17 protein-coding genes are annotated in these 18,648 nt (G+C 73.5%); 7 read left to right on the top strand and 10 right to left on the bottom strand.

What is annotated here, in order from left to right; genetic code table 11:
• Positions 1–192 precede the first annotated feature (192 nt).
• Positions 193–849, top strand: coding sequence for a phosphatidylserine decarboxylase (locus ACFY9V_RS29345; RefSeq protein WP_355339132.1), 657 nt, complete (start codon positions 193–195; stop codon positions 847–849).
• A complete protein-coding gene (gene pssA, locus ACFY9V_RS29340; protein ID WP_391049537.1) occupies positions 836–1,720 on the top strand; it encodes a CDP-diacylglycerol--serine O-phosphatidyltransferase in 885 nt (294 codons plus the stop codon). Before ACFY9V_RS29345 ends, pssA begins: the two co-directional genes overlap by 14 nt.
• A gap of 156 nt (positions 1,721–1,876) precedes the next feature.
• Here the strand turns inward: pssA and ACFY9V_RS29335 are convergent, their stop codons facing one another.
• Positions 1,877–3,046, bottom strand: a complete 1,170-nt coding sequence (locus tag ACFY9V_RS29335; RefSeq protein ID WP_355339126.1) for a glycerate kinase — start codon at positions 3,044–3,046, stop codon at positions 1,877–1,879.
• A gap of 133 nt (positions 3,047–3,179) precedes the next feature.
• On the opposite strand from ACFY9V_RS29335, the gene ACFY9V_RS29330 reads away from it, so the two are divergent.
• Positions 3,180–3,683, top strand: a complete 504-nt coding sequence (locus ACFY9V_RS29330) for an NUDIX hydrolase (protein ID WP_355339123.1) — start codon at positions 3,180–3,182, stop codon at positions 3,681–3,683.
• A gap of 173 nt (positions 3,684–3,856) precedes the next feature.
• Positions 3,857–4,753, top strand: coding sequence for a TIGR02569 family protein (locus tag ACFY9V_RS29325; RefSeq protein ID WP_391163637.1), 897 nt, complete (start codon positions 3,857–3,859; stop codon positions 4,751–4,753).
• Here the strand turns inward: ACFY9V_RS29325 and ACFY9V_RS29320 are convergent.
• Entirely contained in the window at positions 4,726–5,193 is a 468-nt protein-coding gene (locus tag ACFY9V_RS29320) for an SCP2 sterol-binding domain-containing protein (RefSeq protein ID WP_355339117.1), read from the bottom strand. The two genes, ACFY9V_RS29325 and ACFY9V_RS29320, sit on opposite strands and share 28 nt — an antisense overlap.
• Positions 5,194–5,338: 145 nt before the next feature.
• Between ACFY9V_RS29320 and ACFY9V_RS29315 the strand changes: the two genes are divergently transcribed.
• Positions 5,339–6,202 (top strand): nucleotidyltransferase domain-containing protein, encoded by an 864-nt coding sequence (locus ACFY9V_RS29315; RefSeq protein ID WP_391049534.1) that lies wholly within the window; start codon positions 5,339–5,341, stop codon positions 6,200–6,202.
• A 365-nt stretch (positions 6,203–6,567) separates the two neighbouring features.
• Here the strand turns inward: ACFY9V_RS29315 and ACFY9V_RS29310 are convergent, their stop codons facing one another.
• The 7 genes from ACFY9V_RS29310 to ACFY9V_RS29280 all read right to left on the bottom strand — a co-directional run bounded on the left by ACFY9V_RS29310 (position 6,568) and on the right by ACFY9V_RS29280 (position 15,371).
• Complete coding sequence (locus ACFY9V_RS29310) at positions 6,568–7,983, bottom strand: FAD-dependent oxidoreductase (RefSeq protein ID WP_391163766.1); 1,416 nt, start codon at positions 7,981–7,983, stop codon at positions 6,568–6,570.
• 11 nt (positions 7,984–7,994) lie between these two features.
• Positions 7,995–8,873 carry an inositol monophosphatase family protein gene (locus ACFY9V_RS29305; RefSeq protein ID WP_355339114.1) on the bottom strand — a complete coding sequence of 293 codons (879 nt, stop codon included), beginning with the start codon at positions 8,871–8,873 and terminating at the stop codon, positions 7,995–7,997.
• A gap of 141 nt (positions 8,874–9,014) precedes the next feature.
• A complete protein-coding gene (locus ACFY9V_RS29300) occupies positions 9,015–10,028 on the bottom strand; it encodes a TIGR03842 family LLM class F420-dependent oxidoreductase (protein ID WP_188281266.1) in 1,014 nt (337 codons plus the stop codon).
• 28 nt (positions 10,029–10,056) lie between these two features.
• Positions 10,057–11,463, bottom strand: coding sequence for a dihydropyrimidinase (hydA, locus tag ACFY9V_RS29295; RefSeq protein WP_391163635.1), 1,407 nt, complete (start codon positions 11,461–11,463; stop codon positions 10,057–10,059).
• The gene (locus ACFY9V_RS29290; protein ID WP_355339107.1) at positions 11,460–12,818 is read right to left on the bottom strand and encodes an aspartate aminotransferase family protein; all 1,359 of its coding nucleotides are present in this window, start codon (positions 12,816–12,818) and stop codon (positions 11,460–11,462) included. Before ACFY9V_RS29290 ends, hydA begins: the two co-directional genes overlap by 4 nt.
• A gap of 3 nt (positions 12,819–12,821) precedes the next feature.
• On the bottom strand, positions 12,822–13,664 hold the full coding sequence (locus ACFY9V_RS29285; RefSeq protein WP_355339104.1) for a nitrilase-related carbon-nitrogen hydrolase: 843 nt from the start codon (positions 13,662–13,664) through the stop codon (positions 12,822–12,824).
• 177 nt (positions 13,665–13,841) lie between these two features.
• Positions 13,842–15,371, bottom strand: coding sequence for a hypothetical protein (locus tag ACFY9V_RS29280; protein WP_391163634.1), 1,530 nt, complete (start codon positions 15,369–15,371; stop codon positions 13,842–13,844).
• 150 nt (positions 15,372–15,521) lie between these two features.
• Here ACFY9V_RS29280 and ACFY9V_RS29275 point away from each other — a divergent pair, with 150 nt between their 5' ends.
• Positions 15,522–15,959: a MarR family transcriptional regulator gene (locus tag ACFY9V_RS29275; RefSeq protein WP_355339098.1), complete on the top strand. Its 438-nt coding sequence runs from the start codon at positions 15,522–15,524 to the stop codon at positions 15,957–15,959.
• Positions 15,960–16,027: 68 nt separating this feature from the next.
• A complete protein-coding gene (locus ACFY9V_RS29270) occupies positions 16,028–16,594 on the top strand; it encodes an isochorismatase family protein (protein ID WP_391163632.1) in 567 nt (188 codons plus the stop codon).
• 24 nt (positions 16,595–16,618) lie between these two features.
• On the opposite strand, the gene ggt is transcribed toward ACFY9V_RS29270, so the two are convergent.
• Positions 16,619–18,613 (bottom strand): gamma-glutamyltransferase, encoded by a 1,995-nt coding sequence (gene ggt / locus ACFY9V_RS29265; protein ID WP_391163631.1) that lies wholly within the window; start codon positions 18,611–18,613, stop codon positions 16,619–16,621.
• Positions 18,614–18,648 lie beyond the last annotated feature (35 nt).

The following is an 18,648-nucleotide window of genomic DNA, read 5'->3' as shown; positions in this document are numbered from 1 at the left end:
CGAAGGAAGAATGTCCGTATTTATTGACATTTACCCGAGGGGAAGGTCACACTGCGTGAGCCGTCGCGGCACGGGAACCAGCCATCGACTCGCCCTTGAGCTTGCCGAGTTGCCCGTGTCAACCGATACCATCGGGTTAAAGCCGCCGTCCCCAGAAGTAATTCGCGGCACCCTCCGCTACGAAGGTCTTCCATGCCCCACAGCCATTCCTCTGCACCACGCGACGGCCTTGTCGGCGTACGACTCGCGCGCGGAGCGTCGCCGTGGCTCCTCCCGACCGTCGCCACCGCGGCGGTAAGCCTTGTCCGCGCGCGCCGCTCAGGCCGCTGGGCGACGGTGGCCGTCCCCGCCACCGCGCTCGCCGCGGGCATGCTGTGGTTCTTCCGCGACCCCGAGCGCGAGATCGCCGAGGGCCGTGTGATCTGTCCCGCGGACGGTGTGGTGCAGAGCATCATGCCGTGGAAGGACGGGCGCACCCGCGTCGCGATCTTCATGAGCCCGCTGAACGTCCACGTGAACCGCGCGCCCCTCGCGGGCACGGTCACCTCCGTCGAGCACATCCCCGGCGGATACGTACCGGCGTTCAACAAGGAGAGCGAGAACAACGAGCGGGTGGTCTGGCACTTCGACACCGAGATCGGCGATGTCGAGATGGTGCAGATCGCCGGCGCGGTGGCGCGCAGGATCGTTCCGTACGTGCCGCGCGGCTGCAAGGTGGAACAGGGCGAGCGGATCGGCCTGATCCGGTTCGGCTCGCGGGTCGACGTGTACCTGCCGGAGGGCATCGAGCCCGACGTCGAGGTCGGGCAGACCACCACGGCTGGGGTGACTCGCCTTGACCGTGGTTGAACCCGACACGCAGGCAAAGGCCCACACTCACACTCCGGTGCAGGCGCAGTCGCACTGGGTCACCGAGCTGGAGGACGAGGTAGCCGACCTTCCGCTGTCCACCCGGCTGTCCATCGCCGACGCGCTCACTCTCGGTAACGCGATCTGTGGCTTCATGGCCGTGTACTTCACGACCACCGGAGTCCTGGTCCCGCACCTGATGGGCACCACCGTCGGCGGCATGTCCAAGCACAGCGCCGCCACCGCGGTGACGCTCATGCTGCTCGCGTCCGTCTTCGACCTCTTCGACGGGCTGGTCGCGCGCAAGCTGCGCAGCTCCGCGATGGGCGCCGAGCTGGACAATCTCTCCGACCTGATCAGCTTCGGCCTCGCGCCCGCCTACTTCGTCGTCGTCTGGGGTCTGGTCGCCGACGACGCCCACGGCAAGGTGTCGGCCGCCGCCGCGGTGATGGTCGTCCTGGCCGTGGTGCTGCGGCTCGCCCGCTTCTCCTGCACCACGATCAGGGACGGTGTCTTCCAGGGCATGCCCAGCCCCTTCGGGGCGATGACGGTCGTCTCCGTCGTCCTGCTGGAACTGCCCTTCATCCCCACCGTCGTCGCCATCGTCGGCGTCGCCTGGCTCATGGTGAGCCGCGTGGAGTACCCCAAGCCGCGCGGACGCCTCGCCGTCATCACCCTCGGCTGGATCCTCATCAGCATGGGCTGCCTGACCGCCTGGACCCTCGACGTCCCCGGCGGCCACCTGCTCCTCCAGACGGGCGCCGCCCTCCAGTGCGTGGCCGCGGCGGTCATCCCCTGCTTCGCGACCACGCGCCGCGTCAATACGATGCGGGCCAATCGCCGTGAGGCCAGGGCGGACGCTCTGCGCTGACATGTCCTCCGGGGTCAGCCCCCGGTGCGCCGCTACGGCCCGCGGCCCCTCCGCTCTCGGCGGAGGGGCCGCAGTCGTTTCCGCACACCTGCGCCTGGCGCTGGGGGCTGGGGCTGGGGCTGGGGCGCTGGCGCTGGCGCTGGCGCTGGGGGCTTGCTAGGTCAGGAAGTCGCGGGCCAGCTCGGCGGAGAGCTGTTCCAGGAGCGGGCCTGCGTTGGGGATGGAGACGGCCGGGTCCGGTTCCAGGGACGAGAGCGGGTAGGCGCGGCGGATCCCGGCGGAGCCGAGGGCGCTGGGGCTGAGCGCGAGACGGCCGCAGACGGCGACGACGTCGATGTCACGGGCGCGGGCGGCCTGGGCGACGCCGACCGGCGCCTTGCCGTGCAGAGTCTGCTCGTCGAGGGAGCCCTCGCCGGTGATGACGAGGTCGACGCCGTCGAGGGCGGCCGCGAAGCCGAGGACGTCGAGCATGACGTCGATACCGGCCCGGAAGGTGGCGCCGAGGCCGACGAGGGCCCCGTAGCCGATGCCGCCCGCGGCGCCCGCGCCGGGGGCGTCGGCCGCCGCGGCGGCGGTCGGACCCTCGGCGAGGGCGAGGACGTCGACGTAGTGCCCGAGGGCGGCGTCGAGCGTGGCGACGTCGGCCTCGGAGGCGCCCTTCTGCGGCCCGTAGACGGCGGCGGCGCCCTTGGGCCCGAGCAGCGGGTTGTCGACGTCGCTGGCGAGGACGATCTCGGTGTCGACCAGCCGCGGGTCGAGCCCGGACAGGTCGGCGGTGGCGAGCGCGGCCAGCGGGCCGCCGCCGGGCGCGACGGGCGCGCCGTCGCGGTCCAGCAGCCGGGCGCCGAGCGCGCTGAGCATGCCCGCGCCGCCGTCGTTGGTGGCGCTGCCGCCGACGCCGAGCACGATGGTGCGGGCGCCCGCGTCGAGCGCGGCCTTCAGCAGCTCGCCGGTGCCGTACGTGGTCGCCGTGAGCGGCGCGAAGACGCCGGACGGCAGGTGCTGGAGGCCGGACGCCTCGGCCATCTCGACCACGGCGGTACGGTCACGCAGCGCGTACGAGGCGTCGACCGGCTCGCCCAGCGGTCCGGTGACGCGTACCGTGCGCCGCTCGAAACCGCCGGTGACGGCGGCCTCGACGGTGCCGTCACCGCCGTCGGCGACCGGTACGGAGGTGACGGTCACACCGGGCGCGCCCTTGCGCAGCCCCGCCTCGACATGCGCGGCCACCTGCACCGCGGTCAGCGAGCCCTTGAACTTGTCCGCGGCGATCAGCACACGTCCCGTGGATCTTGTTGCAGCGTCGGACACTGTCGTACTCCCCATCCGAAAACGGAACATCGCGCCGGTGGGACCCTATCCCGGCCGGGCCCGCCTGCCCATGGGCACCGCGCTGTGTCACCGCGCGATCACCGGATCGCGAGTCCGCCGCGCGGCCCGTGGTCGTAGGTTTGGCGGCATGACGACGACCGACTTCGCCACGTACATCGCAGGGCTGCCGAAGATCATTTCGGGAGCGAACACCCTCTTCAGGTCCGCCGACGGCCGGATCCTCATCGTCGAGCCGAACTACCGCGACGACGGGACCTGGACGCTGCCGGGCGGCACCATCGAGTCCGATCTGAACGAGACGCCGCGGCAGGCCGCCCGCCGGGAGAGCGCGGAGGAGATCGGTCTGGACATCGAGCCGGGCCCGCTGCTCGCCGTCGACTGGGTGACGGGGCCCGGCAGGCCGCCGCTGGCCAGCTACCTCTACGACGGCGGCGTACTGGACGAGACGCGGCTGGCGGCGGTACGGCTCCAGGAGGAGGAACTGGACTCCTGGAAGCTGGTCCCGGCCGACGAGATCGACTCCTACTTCTCGCCGGGCGCCGCCCGCCGTGTCCACGCGGCCCTGGCCGCCCTCGCCGCGGGCGCCGGTCCTGTGGAGCTGGAGAACGGCCGCCGCGCGGGCGTCAACTGACGTCACGTCAACCGGCTGGGCAGCGGGGCCTGTTGGGGACATGGCCAAGGTCGGGGGCCGGGTCGGCGGGGCGAGTTCGCCTGCGGCGCATGTGCCGTCGAACCGTCCGGCTCGTGCCGCCGCGCGGTATATCCGTCGCCGGGTCCGCGACCCCGGATCTAGGATTTTGCCTCATGATCGAATCCACCCAGCCAGCCGGGTCGGTCCCGCCGTCTGCCGCCGTGCTCGCGGCCTTCGGCGCGCCGGGGCGGCCGGTGCCGCTGCCGGGCGGGCAGGGGCAGACCTGGCGGGACGGCGAGGTGGTGCTCAAGCCGACCGGGCTCGCGGCCGAGACCGCGTGGCGGGCCGAGGTGCTGACCGCGCTGCCCGCGTCCCCGCACTTCCGGGTCGCGCGGCCGGTCCGGGCGGCGAACGGCGGCTGGACGGCGGAGGGTTGGGAGGCGTGGCAGTACGTGGCCGGCCGGTCCGACCCGGGGCGGCCCGCCGATGTGCTGCGGACGGCCGCCGCCTTCCACGCGGCGCTCGCGGACGTACCGCGCCCCGGCTTCCTCGACACGCGCGAGGGCCCGTGGTCGTACGCGGCCCGGGTCGCCTGGGAGGAGTCGCCGCTGGACGACGGGGGCGACGGTGACGCCGAGGTGGCCGCGCTCATCGCCCAACTGGCCGCAGAACGCCGCCCGTTCGAGCCGTCAGCCGCACCGGCGCCGCAGGTCGTGCACGGCGACCTGCTGGGCAATGTGCTCTTCGCGGACGGCCTGCCGCCCGCGGTCATCGACTGGCCGCCGTACTGGTACCCCGCCGACTGGGCGGCGGCCGTCGTGGTGGTCGACGCGCTGCTCTGGTACGGGGCGGGGCCCGCGGTCCTCGCGCTCGGCCCCGCCGGGGACGGCTGTGTCCCCGACCCCGACGCGTGGGCCCAACTCCTCGTCCGCGCCCTGCTGTTCCGGCTGGTCACCGGCGCCGTGCTCGGCCCGGACGCGCAGCCGCGACCGTACGAGCGGGCGGCGGTCGCGGCCGTACGGGCGTATGTGGCCGCGGGCGGTCAGGGCTTGGGGATGTCGAAGAAGTAGGTCAGGCCGCCGGCCAGCCGGATGTCCCCCTGCACCTTCAGCTTCCGGGTGAAGAACAGCGCCGGGCCCGAGGCGTTGCCCGAGACCAGCTTGAGGAATTCCGGCGCGGCCATCGTGAGGGTGAGCTGCGGCGTACGTCCGGTGTCCTCGGCCGTGACCGCGCAGGCGCCGTTCGCGATGTGCGTCTCGTAGACGTCCGGTGCCTCGTCCCCCGCCGTGATCCGCCAGCGGATCAGGGCGTCGCGGCGACCCGCCGACTCCGGCTTGAAGAGGGTGCCCATCCGGTGGAAGACCTCGTCCAGGACCCGTCGGCGCTGCGCTCCGTTCATGAACTCCGCGATCCGGCGGGCCGGAAGATCCCGTACGATCCGCGCGAATTCCTTCGGCTCGACCGTGCCGAAGTCGAGGAGTTCGAGGTCGATGTCGTCGAGCGCCGCCATGTCGGGCCTTCCTGACTCCAGAGTAAGTTTACTGGTGAGTAAGGATAGGTACGGCGCGGCACCGTGGCAAGGCGTCGCCTCGGGCACCGCGCGGGCAGCGGAAATAGGCGCGCGGGGCCGCCCCGCCCTCCCGTACCGTCACGGCATGCATGCTGATCAGCCGCCGTTGCCCGAGGTCCTCGCCGCCGCGCCGGACGTTCCCGTGGTCGCCATGGCCCAAGCCCTTCGGGAAGTGCCCGGGGTGGTCGGGGTGCTGCTCGGGGGCAGCCGTGCGCGCGGGACGCACCGCGCGGACTCGGACTGGGACCTCGGGGTGTACTACCGGGGCGAGCCGGATGTGGCCGCGTTGGCCGCGCTCGCGCGGGAGTTCACCGGGGAACCGGTGGAGGTGGCCGCGCCGGGCGGGTGGGGGCCGTGGGTCAACGCCGGGGCGTGGCTGCGCGTGGACGGGGTCGCCGTCGACTGGATCCTGCGGGACGTCGACCGCGTCCGGCGGGTGTGGCAGGACTGCCGCGAGGGCCGCTACGAGGTCGGTATCCAGCCGGGGCACCCGCTCGGTTTCTGGTCGCCCTGCTATCCGGGCGAGGTCGCCCTCGGGCACGTACTCGCCGACACCGACGGGGAGTTGGCGGCGCTCCGGGCCGAGACGCGGGTGTACCCCGAGGCGTTGCGGCGGGCTCTGGTCGAGGCCGCGTGGGAGGCGGAGTTCACGGTGGCCGCTGCCGCGAAGTCGGCCGTCAAGGGGGATCACGTGCACGTGTCCCTCTGCCTGTCGCGGGCCTTCGGTGTCCTCGCGCAGGCGCTGCACGCCTGGAACCGGGTGTGGTGCCTGAACGAGAAGGGGGCCTTCCCCGCGGCCGCGGTGCTTTCCGGGGCTCCCGCGGGGTTCGCCGACGAGGTCGGCGTTCTTCTCGGTCGCAGTGGGCTCTCGGCCGAGGAGCTTTCGGCGACCGTGGCCTCGGCGGCCCGCCTGGTCCACGAGGCCCGCCGCGGCCTCCCCCTCCCCTGACCCGGACTGCGCGCCGAGCCGGCGCAGGGCCTGTTCTTAGGGGCGCGGGGAACTGCGCTGGGCTGGCGCAGGGCCTGTTCTTAGGGGCGCGGGGAACTGCGCGGCCAGCCACCAACGGTGGCGAGCTGTAAATACCGGCCCCAGCGGGGCAGTTGCTGGGTGTTTTCGGGCTGAAAGCCCGGCGGTGGCTGGGCGCGCAGTTCCCCGCGCCCCTAAAGACTCGGCGTGCCGCCCTGGTTGAGAAACCGTCCCGGCGCCGCGCCCCTAAAGACTCGGCGTGCCGCCCACAGCAGAGTGACCGCCCGGGCGCCGCGCCCCTGAAAAGATCGGCGGGCCGCCCTCGGAATAGGCGCCGCGCGGCGGGGTCAGCGGCGGGCGGCGCGGCGGAGGTGGTGGAGGACGGCGCGGGCGGCGTGGTGGCCGGGCATGCCGTGGACGCCGGGGCCGGGCGGGGTGGCCGAGGAGCAGAGGAAGAGGTTGGGGCGGATGGTGGTGTAGGGATTGGCGGCGAGGCGGGGCCGGATGACGGACTGGAGTCCGGAGTAGGCGCCGCAGGCGATGTCACCGCCGACATAGTTGGCGTTCCGGGCGGCGAGACCGGCGGGCCCGGTGACGGCGCGGGCGAGGACGAGGTCACGGAAACCCGGCGCGAAGCGCTCGATCTGGCGCTCGACGGCATCGGTGGCGTCCCCGTGCCAGTTGTGGGGGACGTGCCCGTAGGCCCAGAAGACGTGCTTGCCCTCGGGGGCGCGGGAGGGGTCGATCACGGACGGCTGGGCGGTGATGAGGAAGGGCGTCTGCGGCGGGCGGCCGGTCACGGCCCGGTTGAGGGCGTCGCCGATCTCGGTGTAGCTGGGCCCGATGTGCACGGTGCCCGCGCGCCGCGCGTCGGGGGACGTCCACGGCACCGGCCCGTCCAGCGCGTAGTCGATCTTGAAGACGGAGGCGCCGTAGCGGTAGCCGCGGTACGCGTCGCCGAGTCCGGCGATCCGGGCGAGCGCGGTCGGCGAGGTGTCGAAGACATAGGCGCGGGCGGGCGGCAGCTCGTCGAGCTTGCGGACGGTGACGCCGGTGCGGATGACGCCGCCCAGTTCGGTGAGGTGCCCGGCCAGCGCGTCGGAGATGGCCTGGGAGCCGCCGCGGGCGACCGGCCAGCCGTTCTCGTGCGCCGCGAGCGCGAACATCATCGCCATCGCCCCGGTGAACGGCTGCGTGAGCCGGGTGATCGCGTGCCCGGCGAGCCCGGCGATCAGCGCCCGCGCCTTGGGGTCGCGGAAGCGCTGGGCGAGGACGGCGGCGGGCGGCGTGCCGGTCAGGCCGAACCGGAGGAAGCGGTACGGGTCACGCGGTATCCCGGCCCACTGCGGCCGGAAGAAGTCCGCGGCGAGGGTGTCCCAGTGACCGGTGTACGGCGCGAGCAGCCGCCGGTAGGTGCCCGCGTCGCGCGCGCCGAGCGAGGCCGCGGTCTCGCCGACCGTGCGGGCGAGAACGGCGGCGGTGCCGTCGGGGAACGGGTGCGCCATCGGGACTTCCGGCTGGAGCCACTCCAGGCCGTGCTCGGCGAGCGGCAGCGCGCCGAAGGCGGGCGAGCCGATGCCGAAGGGGTGCACGGCGGAGCAGGGGTCGTGCCGGAAGCCCGGCAGCGTCAGCTCCTCGGTGCGGGCGCCGCCGCCCACAGTGTCGGCGGCCTCGTAGATCTGCACGGAGAGCCCGGCGCGGGCCAACTCCACCGCCGCCGTCAGCCCGTTGGGACCCGCGCCGACGACGACGGCGTCGGCCACGACCGCGCGGCTCACCTTCCGGCCGCCATCAGCTCGGTGACCTGCCGTGCGGTGGCCTCGTCGCGGGCGAGGGTGAAGGGCAGTTCGTTGCCGCCGGGGATCGAGAAGGGCGCGCCGGACGCCGTACGGCTGACGCCGCCCGCCTCGGTGGCAAGCAGCAGTCCCGCCGCGTGGTCCCAGGGCGCTTCCCAGAAGAAGGCGACAGCGTCGATCGCGCCGCGGGCCACGTCCAGGTAGGCCAGGCCCGCGCAGGTGCAGGGGGTGCAGACCGCGCCCGAGGCGTCCAGCCGGGTCAGGGCGTCGCGCTCGTAGCCGGTGCGGTAGACCGGGTTGGAGGTGGACAGCCGCAGCGGCTCGCCCGCCTCGGGGGTGCGGGTGTGCAGCCGCTCGCCGTCCAGATGCGCGCCCCGGCCGCGCCGCGCGGTGGCGAACAGGCCGCGCTGCGGGGCGTACGTCCAGGAGGCGAGCGGTACGCCGTCGCGCACGAGGGCGACCAGGGTGGCGAAGCCGTCCTCGCCGCGGACGAAGGCGGAGGTGCCGTCGACCGGGTCGACCACCCACACCGGGTCGTCGCCGCCCAGCCGTTCCAGTACGCCGCTGTCGGCGCTCACCGCCTCCTCGCCGACCACGACGGAGCCGGGCAGCAGCGCGGTCAGCTCTTCGGTGAGCCGTTCCTCGGCGCGCCGGTCGGCGGTGGTGACCAGGTCGTACGGGCCGCTCTTGCGCGAGATGTCGTCGTCGCCGAGCCGCCGCCAGCGCGGCACCACCTCGGCGGCGACCACCGCTCTGATCACGTCTTCGACGGCGGCGAGCAGTGCGTCGTCCACGCCGTCGCCGACGCCGTCCGCGCCCGCCGCGTCACCCGATACCGCACCGACCTCATTGCCCATGCCGCCATCCAATCAGACCCGGGCGCCGCGCGGTTCCCGCCCTGTGGACAACGGCCGTCCCACGGGCGCGGGCAGCCGCGGCGCTGCCGCCGCGGGCCCGCTCCCCCAGGTCAGCCACGCGCCGGGACCCGGCCGCGCGCTTCAGCCCAGCACCGGGATGATGTGTTCGCCGTACGCGTCGATCGTCGCCTCCTTCGCGTCGTGCATGTCGTAGACCGCGAACTGGTCGACGCCCAGGTCCCGCAGGGCCCGCAGCTTGTCCAGGTGCCGGTCGACCGGGCCGATCAGGCAGAAGCGGTCCACGATCTCGTCGGGCACGAAGGCGGTGTCGGGGTTGCCCGAGCGGCCGTGGTGCGCGTAGTCGTAGCCGTGCCGCTGGGCGATGTACTCCGTCAGTTCCTCCGGCACCAGGTCGGAGTGTTCGCCGTAACGGCTGACGAGGTCGGCAACGTGGTTGCCGACCATGCCGCCGAACCAGCGGCACTGTTCGCGGGCGTGCGCGAGGGCTTCGGGCGAGTCGTCGGCCGTGACGTAGGCGGGCGCGGCGACGCAGACGGTGACCGAGGCCGGGTCGCGGCCCGCCTTCTCGGCCGCGTCCCGTACCGCCTTCACCATCCATTCGGTGAGGTAGACGTCGGCGAGTTGCAGGATGAAGCCGTCGGCCTTCTCGCCGGTCAGCGCCAGCGCCTTCGGGCCGTACGCCGCCATCCAGACCGGCAGTTCGCCGTTCTCGACCCACGGCAGCCGCAGCGGTGTGCCGTCGACCACGGCCTCGCGGCCCTCGGCGAGGTCGCGGATGACGGTCATCGCCTCGCCGACCCGCGCGAGGGTGTTGGGCTTGCGCCCGGCGACCCGCATCGCCGAGTCGCCGCGGCCGATGCCGCAGACCGTGCGGTTGCCGTACATCGAGTTGAGGGTGGCGAAGGTGGAGGCGGTCACCTCCCAGGTGCGGGTGCCGGGGTTGGTGACCATCGTGCCGACCTTGAGCCGGTCGGTGTGGTCGAGAATGCGGCTGTGGATGACGAACGGCTCCTGCCACAGCACGGCGGAGTCGAAGGTCCAGCCGTACGTGAAGCCGTTGCGCTCGGCGCGGCGCATCAGGCCGACGACGTTCGAGGCGGGTGGATCGGTCTGCAGCACGAGGCCGAAGTCCATGGCGCCGCTCCTTCTGTGAGGCTGAGGGCTAGATCAGGTACTGACAGATGCCGCGCGGCGTGTACTGGCCGTGACCGGCCCGGCCCACGTACGACCGGTCCTCGATCACGGGCACCCCGCGGGACAGCACGGTCTCGACCCGGCCGGCCGTCCGCTTGCCCTCGTAGGCGGAGTAGTCGACGTTCATGTGGTGGGTCTCGGCGGACATGACCTGCTCGGCGTGCGGGTCGTAGATCACCACGTCGGCGTCGGCGCCCGGCGCGATGGTGCCCTTGCGCGGGTAGAGGCCGAACATCCGGGCCGGGGTGGCGCAGGCGATCTCGATCCAGCGGCGGCGGCTGATGTGCCCGTCCACGACGCCCTGGTGGAGGAGGTCCATGCGGTTCTCCACGCCGGGCATGCCGTTGGGGATCTTGGAGAAGTCGCCGACGCCCATGTCCTTCTGCCCGGTGAAGCAGAACGGGCAGTGGTCGGTGGAGACCACCTGGAGGTCGTTGGTGCGCAGGCCCTGCCAGAGCGCGGCCTGGTGCTCGCGGGGGCGCAGCGGCGTACTGCACACGTACTTGGCGCCCTCGAAGCCGGGTTCGGCGAGGTTGTCGGTGGACAGGAACAGGTACTGCGGACAGGTCTCGCCGAAGACGTTGAGGCCCAGGTCGCGGGCGGCGGTGAGTTCGGCGACGGCCTGCTGCGCGGAGACGTGCACGATGTAGAGCGGGGCGCCGGCGACGCGGGCGAGCTGGATGGCGCGGTGGGTGGCCTCGGCCTCCAGCAGGGCGTGCCTGACCTCGCCGTGGTAGCGCGGGTCGGTCTTCCCCGCTTCGAGGGCCTGCTGGACGAGGACGTCGATCGCGATGCCGTTCTCGGCGTGCATCATCGTCAGGCCGCCGTTGCCCGCCGCGCGCTGCATGGCGCGCAGGATCTGCCCGTCGTCGCTGTAGAAGACGCCGGGGTAGGCCATGAACATCTTGAAGCTGGTCACGCCCTCCTCGACCAGGATGTCCATCTCCTTGAGCGAGTGCTCGTTCACGTCGGAGACGATCATGTGGAAGGCGTAGTCGATCGCGCACTGCGCGTCGGCCTTGGCGTGCCAGGCGTCGAGCCCGGAGCGGAGCGACGCGCCGACGCCCTGGATGGCGAAGTCGACGATGGTGGTGGTGCCGCCCCAGGCGGCGGCGCGGGTGCCGGTCTCGAAGGTGTCGGAGGCGGTGGTGCCGCCGAACGGCATCTCCATGTGGGTGTGCCCGTCGACGCCGCCGGGGATGACGTATTTCCCGGTGGCGTCGATGACGGTGTCGGCGGTCCAGCCCGCCGCGGTGTCGCTGTCGTGGGCGGCGAGGGCGGCGATCCTGCCGCCCTCGATCAGGACGTCGGCGTGCATCTCGTCGGCGGCGGTGATGACGAGGCCGCCGCGGATCACGGTACGGGTCGCGGTCACTGCGCGGTCCCTCCTTCGGATTCGCCCGGTGCCTGGTCCGCGAGTTCGCTCTGCGCCTGTTTCAGGGCCGCCTCCAGCAGGTCGGCGCCTTCCTCGGCCTCGGCGACGGTGAGCGAGAGCGGCGGGGCGATCCGCAGGACGTTCCCCGCGAGGCCGCCCTTGCCGATCAGCAGTCCGTGCGCGCGGGCCGCTTCGAGGACGGCGGAGGCCGCCGCGGGGGACGGGGTGTCGGTGCCCGGCTCGACCAGTTCGACGCCGAGCATCAGGCCGCGTCCGCGCACCTCGCGGACGATGCCCAGGCCCGCGGAGACGGCGGTGAGGCGGGCCTTGAGCAGGCCGCCGACCCGGCGGGCGTTGCCCTGGAGGTCGTGGTCGAGGAGGTAGGTGAGATTCGCCAGCGCTCCCGCGGTGGTGATCGGGCTGCCGCCGAAGGTGGAGATGGAGTTGGCGTTCAGGCAGTTCATGACGTCGGCGCGGGCCACCACGCCGCCCATGGACATGCCGTTGCCGATGCCCTTGGCGAAGGTGAGGATGTCGGGCGCGCCGGAGCCGCTGTGCGCCTGCCAGCCCCAGAAGTTGTCGCCGGTACGGCCCCAGCCGGTCTGCACCTCGTCGGTGATCCACAGGATGCCGTGCCGGTCCAGGACCCGCTTGAAGGCGGCGAGCAGCCCGTCGGGGCCCGAGGTGAAGCCGCCGACGCCCTGGACGGGTTCGGCGATGAGCGCGGCGACCGTGCCGTTGGCCTGGCCGAGGATGTCCTCCAGGTCCGCGACGCACGCGGCGGTGAACTCGGCGTCCGTCAGATGCGCGTACGGCCCGCGGCTGCGCACCCCGCCGTGCACGTACAGCGTCTGGAGCGGGGACAGGCTGGTCGGCGACCAGGCGCTGTTGCCGGTGATGCCGATCGAGGTGAAGGAGCGGCCGTGGTAGCTGTTGCGCAGCGCCAGCACCTGGTTGGAGCGGCGGTAGGCGGTGGCCAGCAGCAGGGCCGTGTCGTTGGCCTCGGTGCCCGAGGTGGTGAAGAAGACCCGGGCGTCGGGGATGCCGGACAGCCGGGCGATCCGCTCGGCCAGCTCCACGGCCTGGCGGCTGAGGTAGAGCGTCGAGGAGTGCAGGATCTTCCCGGCCTGCTCGGCGACGGCGGCGGTGACCTCGGGCAGCGCGTGCGCGGTCATCGTGGTGAGGATGCCGCCGAAGAAGTCCAGGTAGCGGTTGCCCTCGGCGTCCCAGACGTGGCGGCCCTCGCCGTGCGTCAGCTCGATCGGCCGGGCGTAGTACGTGGCCAGCCAGTCGGGCAGGACGGCGCGGTGGCGGGCGTGCAGCGCGGCGTGCGCGCTCTCGGTCGCGGTGGCCATCGCTCAGCCCTCCGTCAGGTCGCCGTAGGCGTCGGGCCTGCGGTCGCGGTAGAAGGCCCAGGTCTGCCGGACCTCGTCGATCAGGTCCAGGTCCAGGTCGCGGACCAGCAGTTCCTCCTTGGTGTCGGAGGCGGTGCCCTCCACGAACTGGCCGCGCGGGTCGACGAAGTAGCTGGTGCCGTAGAAGTCGTTGTCGCCGTACTCCTCGCGGCCGACCCGGTTGATCGCGGCGATGAAGTACTCGTTGGCGACGGCCGCCGCGGGCTGCTCCAGCTTCCACAGGTACGCCGACAGGCCGCGGCTGGTGGCCGACGGGTTGTAGACGATCTGGGCGCCCGCGAGGCCCAGGGCGCGCCAGCCCTCGGGGAAGTGGCGGTCGTAGCAGATGTAGACGCCGATCCGGCCGACGGCGGTCTCGAAGACCGGCCAGCCGAGGTTGCCCGGCTTGAAGTAGTACTTCTCCCAGAAGCCGTTGACCTGCGGGATGTGGTGCTTGCGGTACTTGCCGAGGACGGTGCCGTCCGCGTCGATCACGGCCGCGGTGTTGTAGTAGACGCCGGGCTGCTCGATCTCGAAGACCGGCACGACGATGACCATGCCGGTCTCGCGGGCCAGCGCCCGCATCCGCTGGACGGTCGGCCCGTCGGGGACGGGCTCCGCCCACCGGTAGTGCTCGGCCTCCTGGACCTGGCAGAAGTAGGGGGCGTTGAACACCTCCTGGAAGCCGATCACCTTCGCGCCCTGCGCGGCGGCGGCCCGGGCGTGTTCCTCGTGCTTCGCGATCATCGATTCCGTATCGCCGGTCCAGGTGGCCTGGACGAGCGCGGCACGCACGACATTGCTCATGAGCAGCTCCTCAGACGTGGCAGCTTCACGCCGGTAGTCCCGTTCTACGCCCGTAGATCCCAGCCGTGGGGAAGAACGTAGAAGCGCCCTACCCACTGTGGCAAGACCGCTACCGTTACCGGGCGAAGACGATCACGTTTCCCCCTCGGGGAACCCGTTCGGCGGCGCGCGCCCGCGTCAGCCGCCGGGCAGGCCCGCCCGGCGCAGGGCGGCCACGATGTCGCGGCGGCGGGACTTGGAGACGGCTTCCGCGGCGTCCAGGACGGGAACGGCCAGGCCGGGGCGGGCTCTGACCACGGCGGCGGCGTCCTCGGGCGGACGCGCCCGGGCGAGCGTCCGCAGGAGTTCGCCCGCCTCCTCGTGGTGCCCCGCGTCGGCCAGGTCGCCCGCGATCGTGGCCAGGTCGGCGGGCGGGCGCGACGCGGCCTGGTGCAGAAGCGTGCGGCAGTCGCCGGTACGGCCCGCGGCGGCCAGTTCAGAGGCGGCGGCGGCCAGCGGGGCGCCGGGCAGCGCGGCGACCTCCCAGAGCAGGGTGGCGACATCGGCGGCCAGTTCGGTGCGCTCCAACTCCCTGAGCAGGTAGGGCAGTCGGGGCGCCGGGCCTTCCGCCGCCTCGCAGATGACGACGTAGGCGGCGCCGCTCTGGCCGGTACGGCGCAGTTCGCCGAGGCGCGCGGCCTCCTGCCGCGCCTCGGCCAGCCAGCGCGGGTCGAGGGTGGGCCGCGCCTGGCGCGGTTCCGCGCTCTCCGGGGCGCCGGCGAAGCGCGCGCCGCGCGGGGTGGCGCGTACGGGTCCCTGGGCGGTCTCCGCCTGCGGGGCCGGGGCGGCGGGGGCGCCCGCGAAACGCGCGCCGCGCGGCACCGACCGCTCCAGGGGCGTTTCCTCGGCGCCCGCCGCCTCCTCGAAGGCCCCGGCGAAGCGTGCGCCGCGCGGGCGGGAGGCGCCCTTGGTGCGCGCGCCGGCCGCCTTGGCGGGCCGCGGTCGCGCGGCTTCCTCGGGGCGGGGGTCGCGGGCCCAGGAGGCGGTACGGGCGGCGGGCGCGGCGGGGTCGCGCTCGGGGGGCGGGGAGAGCTGGGCGGCGGGATGCCGCTCGGCGGCCGGGGAGAGCTGGGCGGCGGAATGGCGCTCGGCGGGCGGGGAGGGCTGGGCGGCGGGATGCCGCTCGGGCGTCTGGCGGAACCAGTCGGCGGCCGGGGGCGCGGTGAAGGCGGCCAGCCGGGCGCGGAGTTCGTCGCAGCGGGCGGCGGCCCGCTCACGGTCGTCGCGGGCCCAGGCGAGGATGTTGGCGAGCCGGGCGGTGGCGGCTCCCGCCGGGTCGGCGGGGGCCTGGTCGAGGGCGCGGGCCGCCTCGCGCTCGCGCAGCAGCGCCATGTCACGGGCCCGCGAGGTCACTTCGAGCCGGAGGCGGAGCGCGCTCTCCGCGCCGGGCGCGGCGTCCCACTCCGCGACGGCGGCGCGGTGCAGGACCCGGGCACGGGACACCTCCGCCTCGTCGAGCGGCGCCCGGACGGCGGCGGCCAGATCGTGCAGGACGGCCCCGACGACGTCCCAGGGCGGTATGTCCGCGCCGCCCTCGTAGGCGTGCGCGGCCTCCGGCTCACGCCCCGCGAACACCCCGTACCAGCCGGGACGGTCCCCGAGCGCCGCCACCATCGACCGGAAGTAGAACGTGAACTCCGTTGCCGCACCGGCCAGTTCCGTTGTCATCACACCCTCGCATCCGCCGCCCCCGCTCCCCGCGCCCGGTGGGCATTCGACACCCACAGTGTTACGGCGCTGCTACGGGGAGTTTTCAACGGCGGACGATTTCGACAGTCAAACTTGCAAGTTTTCCTGTCGAGGTCGTACGGTGCAACCATGCCCACTCAGGACCAGGCGCGGGTCGCCGACGAGCTGACCACGGTGATCGCGCAGCTCCAGCGCCGGTTGCGCACCGCGTCGGCCTCGGCGCAGGGCGCGCTCACGCCCTCGCAGGTCTCGGTGCTGGGGCGGATCGGCAGCGAGGGTCCGGCGACCACCGCCGCCCTGGCCCGCGCCGAGATCGTCCGGCCGCAGTCCATGCGGATGACGCTCGCGGCCCTGGAGGAACGCGGCCTCGTCGCCCGCTCGCCGCACCCCACCGACGGCCGTCAGGTCGTCTTCTCCCTCACCGAGGCAGGGGTCCGGCTGCGCGGCACCGGCCGCCGGGCCCGGCGCGGCTGGCTCGCCGAGGCGATCGCCACCGAGCTGTCCGCCGAGGACCAGCGGCGGCTGACCGAGGCGCTCGGCATCCTCCAGCGCCTGGTCAAGGCGTGACCGCACAGCCACGACCCCGCGACCCGAACAGCACGACAACACCGTTCACCGCACAGGGAGTTACCCGCATGACCGCCACGACGATCGACCCCCGCACCGCCCTTGTCGTCATCGACCTCCAGCGCGGCATCGTCGCGCTGCCCACCGCGCACCCGGCCCGCGAGATCGTCGCGCGCGCCGCGAAGCTGGCCGCCGCCTTCCGCGAGCGCGGGCTGCCGGTCGTGCTGGTGAACGTGGCCGGGGGCCCGCCAGGACGCAACGAGGGCCCGGCCATGAGCGGTTCGCTGCCCGCCGACTGGACGGAGCTGGTGGACGAACTGGATGTCCAGGACGGCGACATCAGGATCACCAAGCTCCAGTGGGGCGCCTTCCACGGGACCGCGCTCGACCTGGAGCTGCGCCGCCGCGGGGTCACGCAGATCGTGCTGGCCGGCATATCGACCAGCATCGGCGTCGAGTCCACCGCCCGCGCGGCGCACGAACACGGCTACCACGTGACGGTCGCCGCCGACGCGGTGACCGACACCGACGCCGAGTCGCACGCGCACGCGTTCGCCAAGATCTTTCCGCGGCTGGCCGAGACGGCGGGCACGGACGAGATCATCGCCCTGCTGCCCGCCGTCCCGGCCGCCTGAGCGGAGTAGCCGCGTCGAGGCAGGTCAGCGCGTGGGAACCACCACCAGCGCCGAGCCGCCGCCGCGCCGTACCGGCTCCGCCGCGGCCAACCACCGGCCGTCGGAGAGCCGTTGCACACCGGTGGCGGCGCCGATCTCCGGATTCTGCGTGAAGTGCTGCCCGAGGGCTTCGAGTTGGGCCTTGAGCGGGCTGTTCCACAGGGCCGGTTCGAGTTCGGTCGCCGCCGCGTTGCGCTGGCTGGCGCGCGGCGCGGCGATGGCGTCCACCAACGGCAGGCCCCGGTCGACGTGTTCGGTGAGCACCTGGAGCACGGTGGTGATGATGGTCGCGCCGCCGGGCGAGCCGACCGCGAAGTCCACCCGGCCGTTCTTCAGCACGATCGTCGGCGAGATCGACGAGCGGGGCCGCTTGCCGGGCCCCGGCAGGTTCGGGTCGTGCACGGCCGGGCTGGCGGGCACGAAGGAGAAGTCCGTCAGCTCGTTGTTGAGCAGGAAGCCGCGGCCCGGGACCGTGATCGCGCTGCCGCCGGTCTGCTCGATGGTGAGGGTGTAGGCGACGACGTTGCCCCACTTGTCGGCCACGGTCAGGTGCGTGGTGTTCTCGCCCTCGTAGGTGGTCGGCGCGGCCTTGCCGGTGGCGGCGCACGGGGTGGGGTGCGCCGGGTCGCCGGGCGGGAGCGGGCTGGTGAGCGCCGCGTCGTCCTTGATCAGGCAGGCCCGCGAGGCGGCGAAGCCCTTGGAGAGCAGCCCCGCGGTCGGCACCTGCTCGAACGCCGGGTCGCCGACCCAGCGGCCCCGGTCGGCGAAGGCGATCCGGCTGGCCTCGATGTAGTGGTGCAGATACTGCGCCTGGTCGGCGTGCGCCAGGTCGGTGTGCTCCAGGATGTTCAACGCCTCGGCCACCGTGGTCCCGCCGGACGACGAGGGCGCGGGCCCGTACACGTCGAGGCCGCGGTAGGTCGTGTGCGTCGGCGCCTGGGTCTTGGCGTGGTAGGCGGCAAGATCCGCGGCGGTCAGGTCACCGGTGCGCACCACGCGGGTGGACGCCGGGTCGACCGGGGGTTTGCGTACGGTCCTGACGATGTCCGCGCCGATGTCGCCGCGGTAGATCGCGTTGATCCCCTTGCGGCCCAACTCCTTGTACGTGGCCGCCAGTTGGGGGTTGCGCAGGGTGGAGCCGACCGCCGGGGGCTGTCCGCCGGGCAGGAAGAGCGCGGCGGTGGCGGGGAAGTCCTTGAAGCGGTCCTGGTTCGCCGCGGTCTGGGAGTTGAAGGTCGCGTCCACGGTGAAGCCGTCGCGGGCGATCCGCTCCGCGGGCTTGAGGACGTCGCCGAGCGAGCGGCTCCCCCAGGAGTCCAGGGCGGTCTGCCAGGTGGCGGCGGTGCCGGGCACGCCGACACTGCGCCCGCTGGTGACCGCGTCGGCGAAGGCGAGCGGCTGGCCGTTCTCGACGAAGAGCTGGTCGGTGGCGCTGCGCGGGGCGGTCTCGCGGCCGTCGATGGTGGAGACCTTGTGCTGCCGCGCGTCGTAGTAGACGAAGTAGCCGCCTCCGCCGATGCCCGAGGAGTACGGCTCGGTCACGCCGAGGGCGGCGGCGGTGGCGACGGCCGCGTCCACGGCGTTGCCGCCGCGCCGCAGCACCTCGATGCCGGCGGCCGACGCGTCGGCGTCCACGCTGGCGACCGCTCCCCCGTAGCCGACGGCCAGCGGGGTCTTGGCGGTGGAGCCGGGCGGATGCGCGGGGCCGCCGTGCCGGGCGGGCGCCGCGGCGGTGACCGCCGCCACCGCCGCGGTGACGGCGAGCGCGGCGACCGCGCGGACGGCGGTCCTGCGGACGCGGGACCCGCGGACGGCCGTACGGGACGCGCCCGGACCGCCTTCCGGACCGCCCCCCGGACCGCCGTCCGGTCCGCTGTCAGAACGCGTGCCCGCGGCCCTGCCCCGGGCGCCGCCGGGGCTGCCACCCGGGCCGCTACGGAGACCGGTGTCGCCACCACTGCTGTCACTTGTGCGTCGCATTGCGGAGTCCTCCACTCAACGGGCGTCCCGGAAGC

It is taken from the genome of Streptomyces sp. NPDC008317 (genome assembly GCF_042955955.1).
Lineage (GTDB): Bacteria > Actinomycetota > Actinomycetes > Streptomycetales > Streptomycetaceae > Actinacidiphila.
Note: the sequence above shows the minus strand (reverse complement) of the source record. Positions and strands in the feature narration are given on the sequence as shown.

Bases quoted from the DNA above. Each gene is read 5' to 3' on its own strand.
- ACFY9V_RS29345 (WP_355339132.1), top strand. From the start codon at position 193: ATGCCCCACAGCCATTCCTCTGCACCACGCGACGGCCTTGTCGGCGTA.
- ACFY9V_RS29335 (WP_355339126.1), bottom strand. From the start codon at position 3,046: ATGGGGAGTACGACAGTGTCCGACGCTGCAACAAGATCCACGGGACGT.
- ACFY9V_RS29330 (WP_355339123.1), top strand. From the start codon at position 3,180: ATGACGACGACCGACTTCGCCACGTACATCGCAGGGCTGCCGAAGATC.
- ACFY9V_RS29325 (WP_391163637.1), top strand. From the start codon at position 3,857: ATGATCGAATCCACCCAGCCAGCCGGGTCGGTCCCGCCGTCTGCCGCC.
- ACFY9V_RS29320 (WP_355339117.1), bottom strand. From the start codon at position 5,193: ATGGCGGCGCTCGACGACATCGACCTCGAACTCCTCGACTTCGGCACG.
- ACFY9V_RS29315 (WP_391049534.1), top strand. From the start codon at position 5,339: ATGCATGCTGATCAGCCGCCGTTGCCCGAGGTCCTCGCCGCCGCGCCG.
- ACFY9V_RS29305 (WP_355339114.1), bottom strand. From the start codon at position 8,873: ATGGGCAATGAGGTCGGTGCGGTATCGGGTGACGCGGCGGGCGCGGAC.
- ACFY9V_RS29300 (WP_188281266.1), bottom strand. From the start codon at position 10,028: ATGGACTTCGGCCTCGTGCTGCAGACCGATCCACCCGCCTCGAACGTC.
- ACFY9V_RS29290 (WP_355339107.1), bottom strand. From the start codon at position 12,818: ATGGCCACCGCGACCGAGAGCGCGCACGCCGCGCTGCACGCCCGCCAC.
- ACFY9V_RS29285 (WP_355339104.1), bottom strand. From the start codon at position 13,664: ATGAGCAATGTCGTGCGTGCCGCGCTCGTCCAGGCCACCTGGACCGGC.
- ACFY9V_RS29280 (WP_391163634.1), bottom strand. From the start codon at position 15,371: ATGACAACGGAACTGGCCGGTGCGGCAACGGAGTTCACGTTCTACTTC.
- ACFY9V_RS29275 (WP_355339098.1), top strand. From the start codon at position 15,522: ATGCCCACTCAGGACCAGGCGCGGGTCGCCGACGAGCTGACCACGGTG.
- ACFY9V_RS29270 (WP_391163632.1), top strand. From the start codon at position 16,028: ATGACCGCCACGACGATCGACCCCCGCACCGCCCTTGTCGTCATCGAC.
- ggt (WP_391163631.1), bottom strand. From the start codon at position 18,613: ATGCGACGCACAAGTGACAGCAGTGGTGGCGACACCGGTCTCCGTAGC.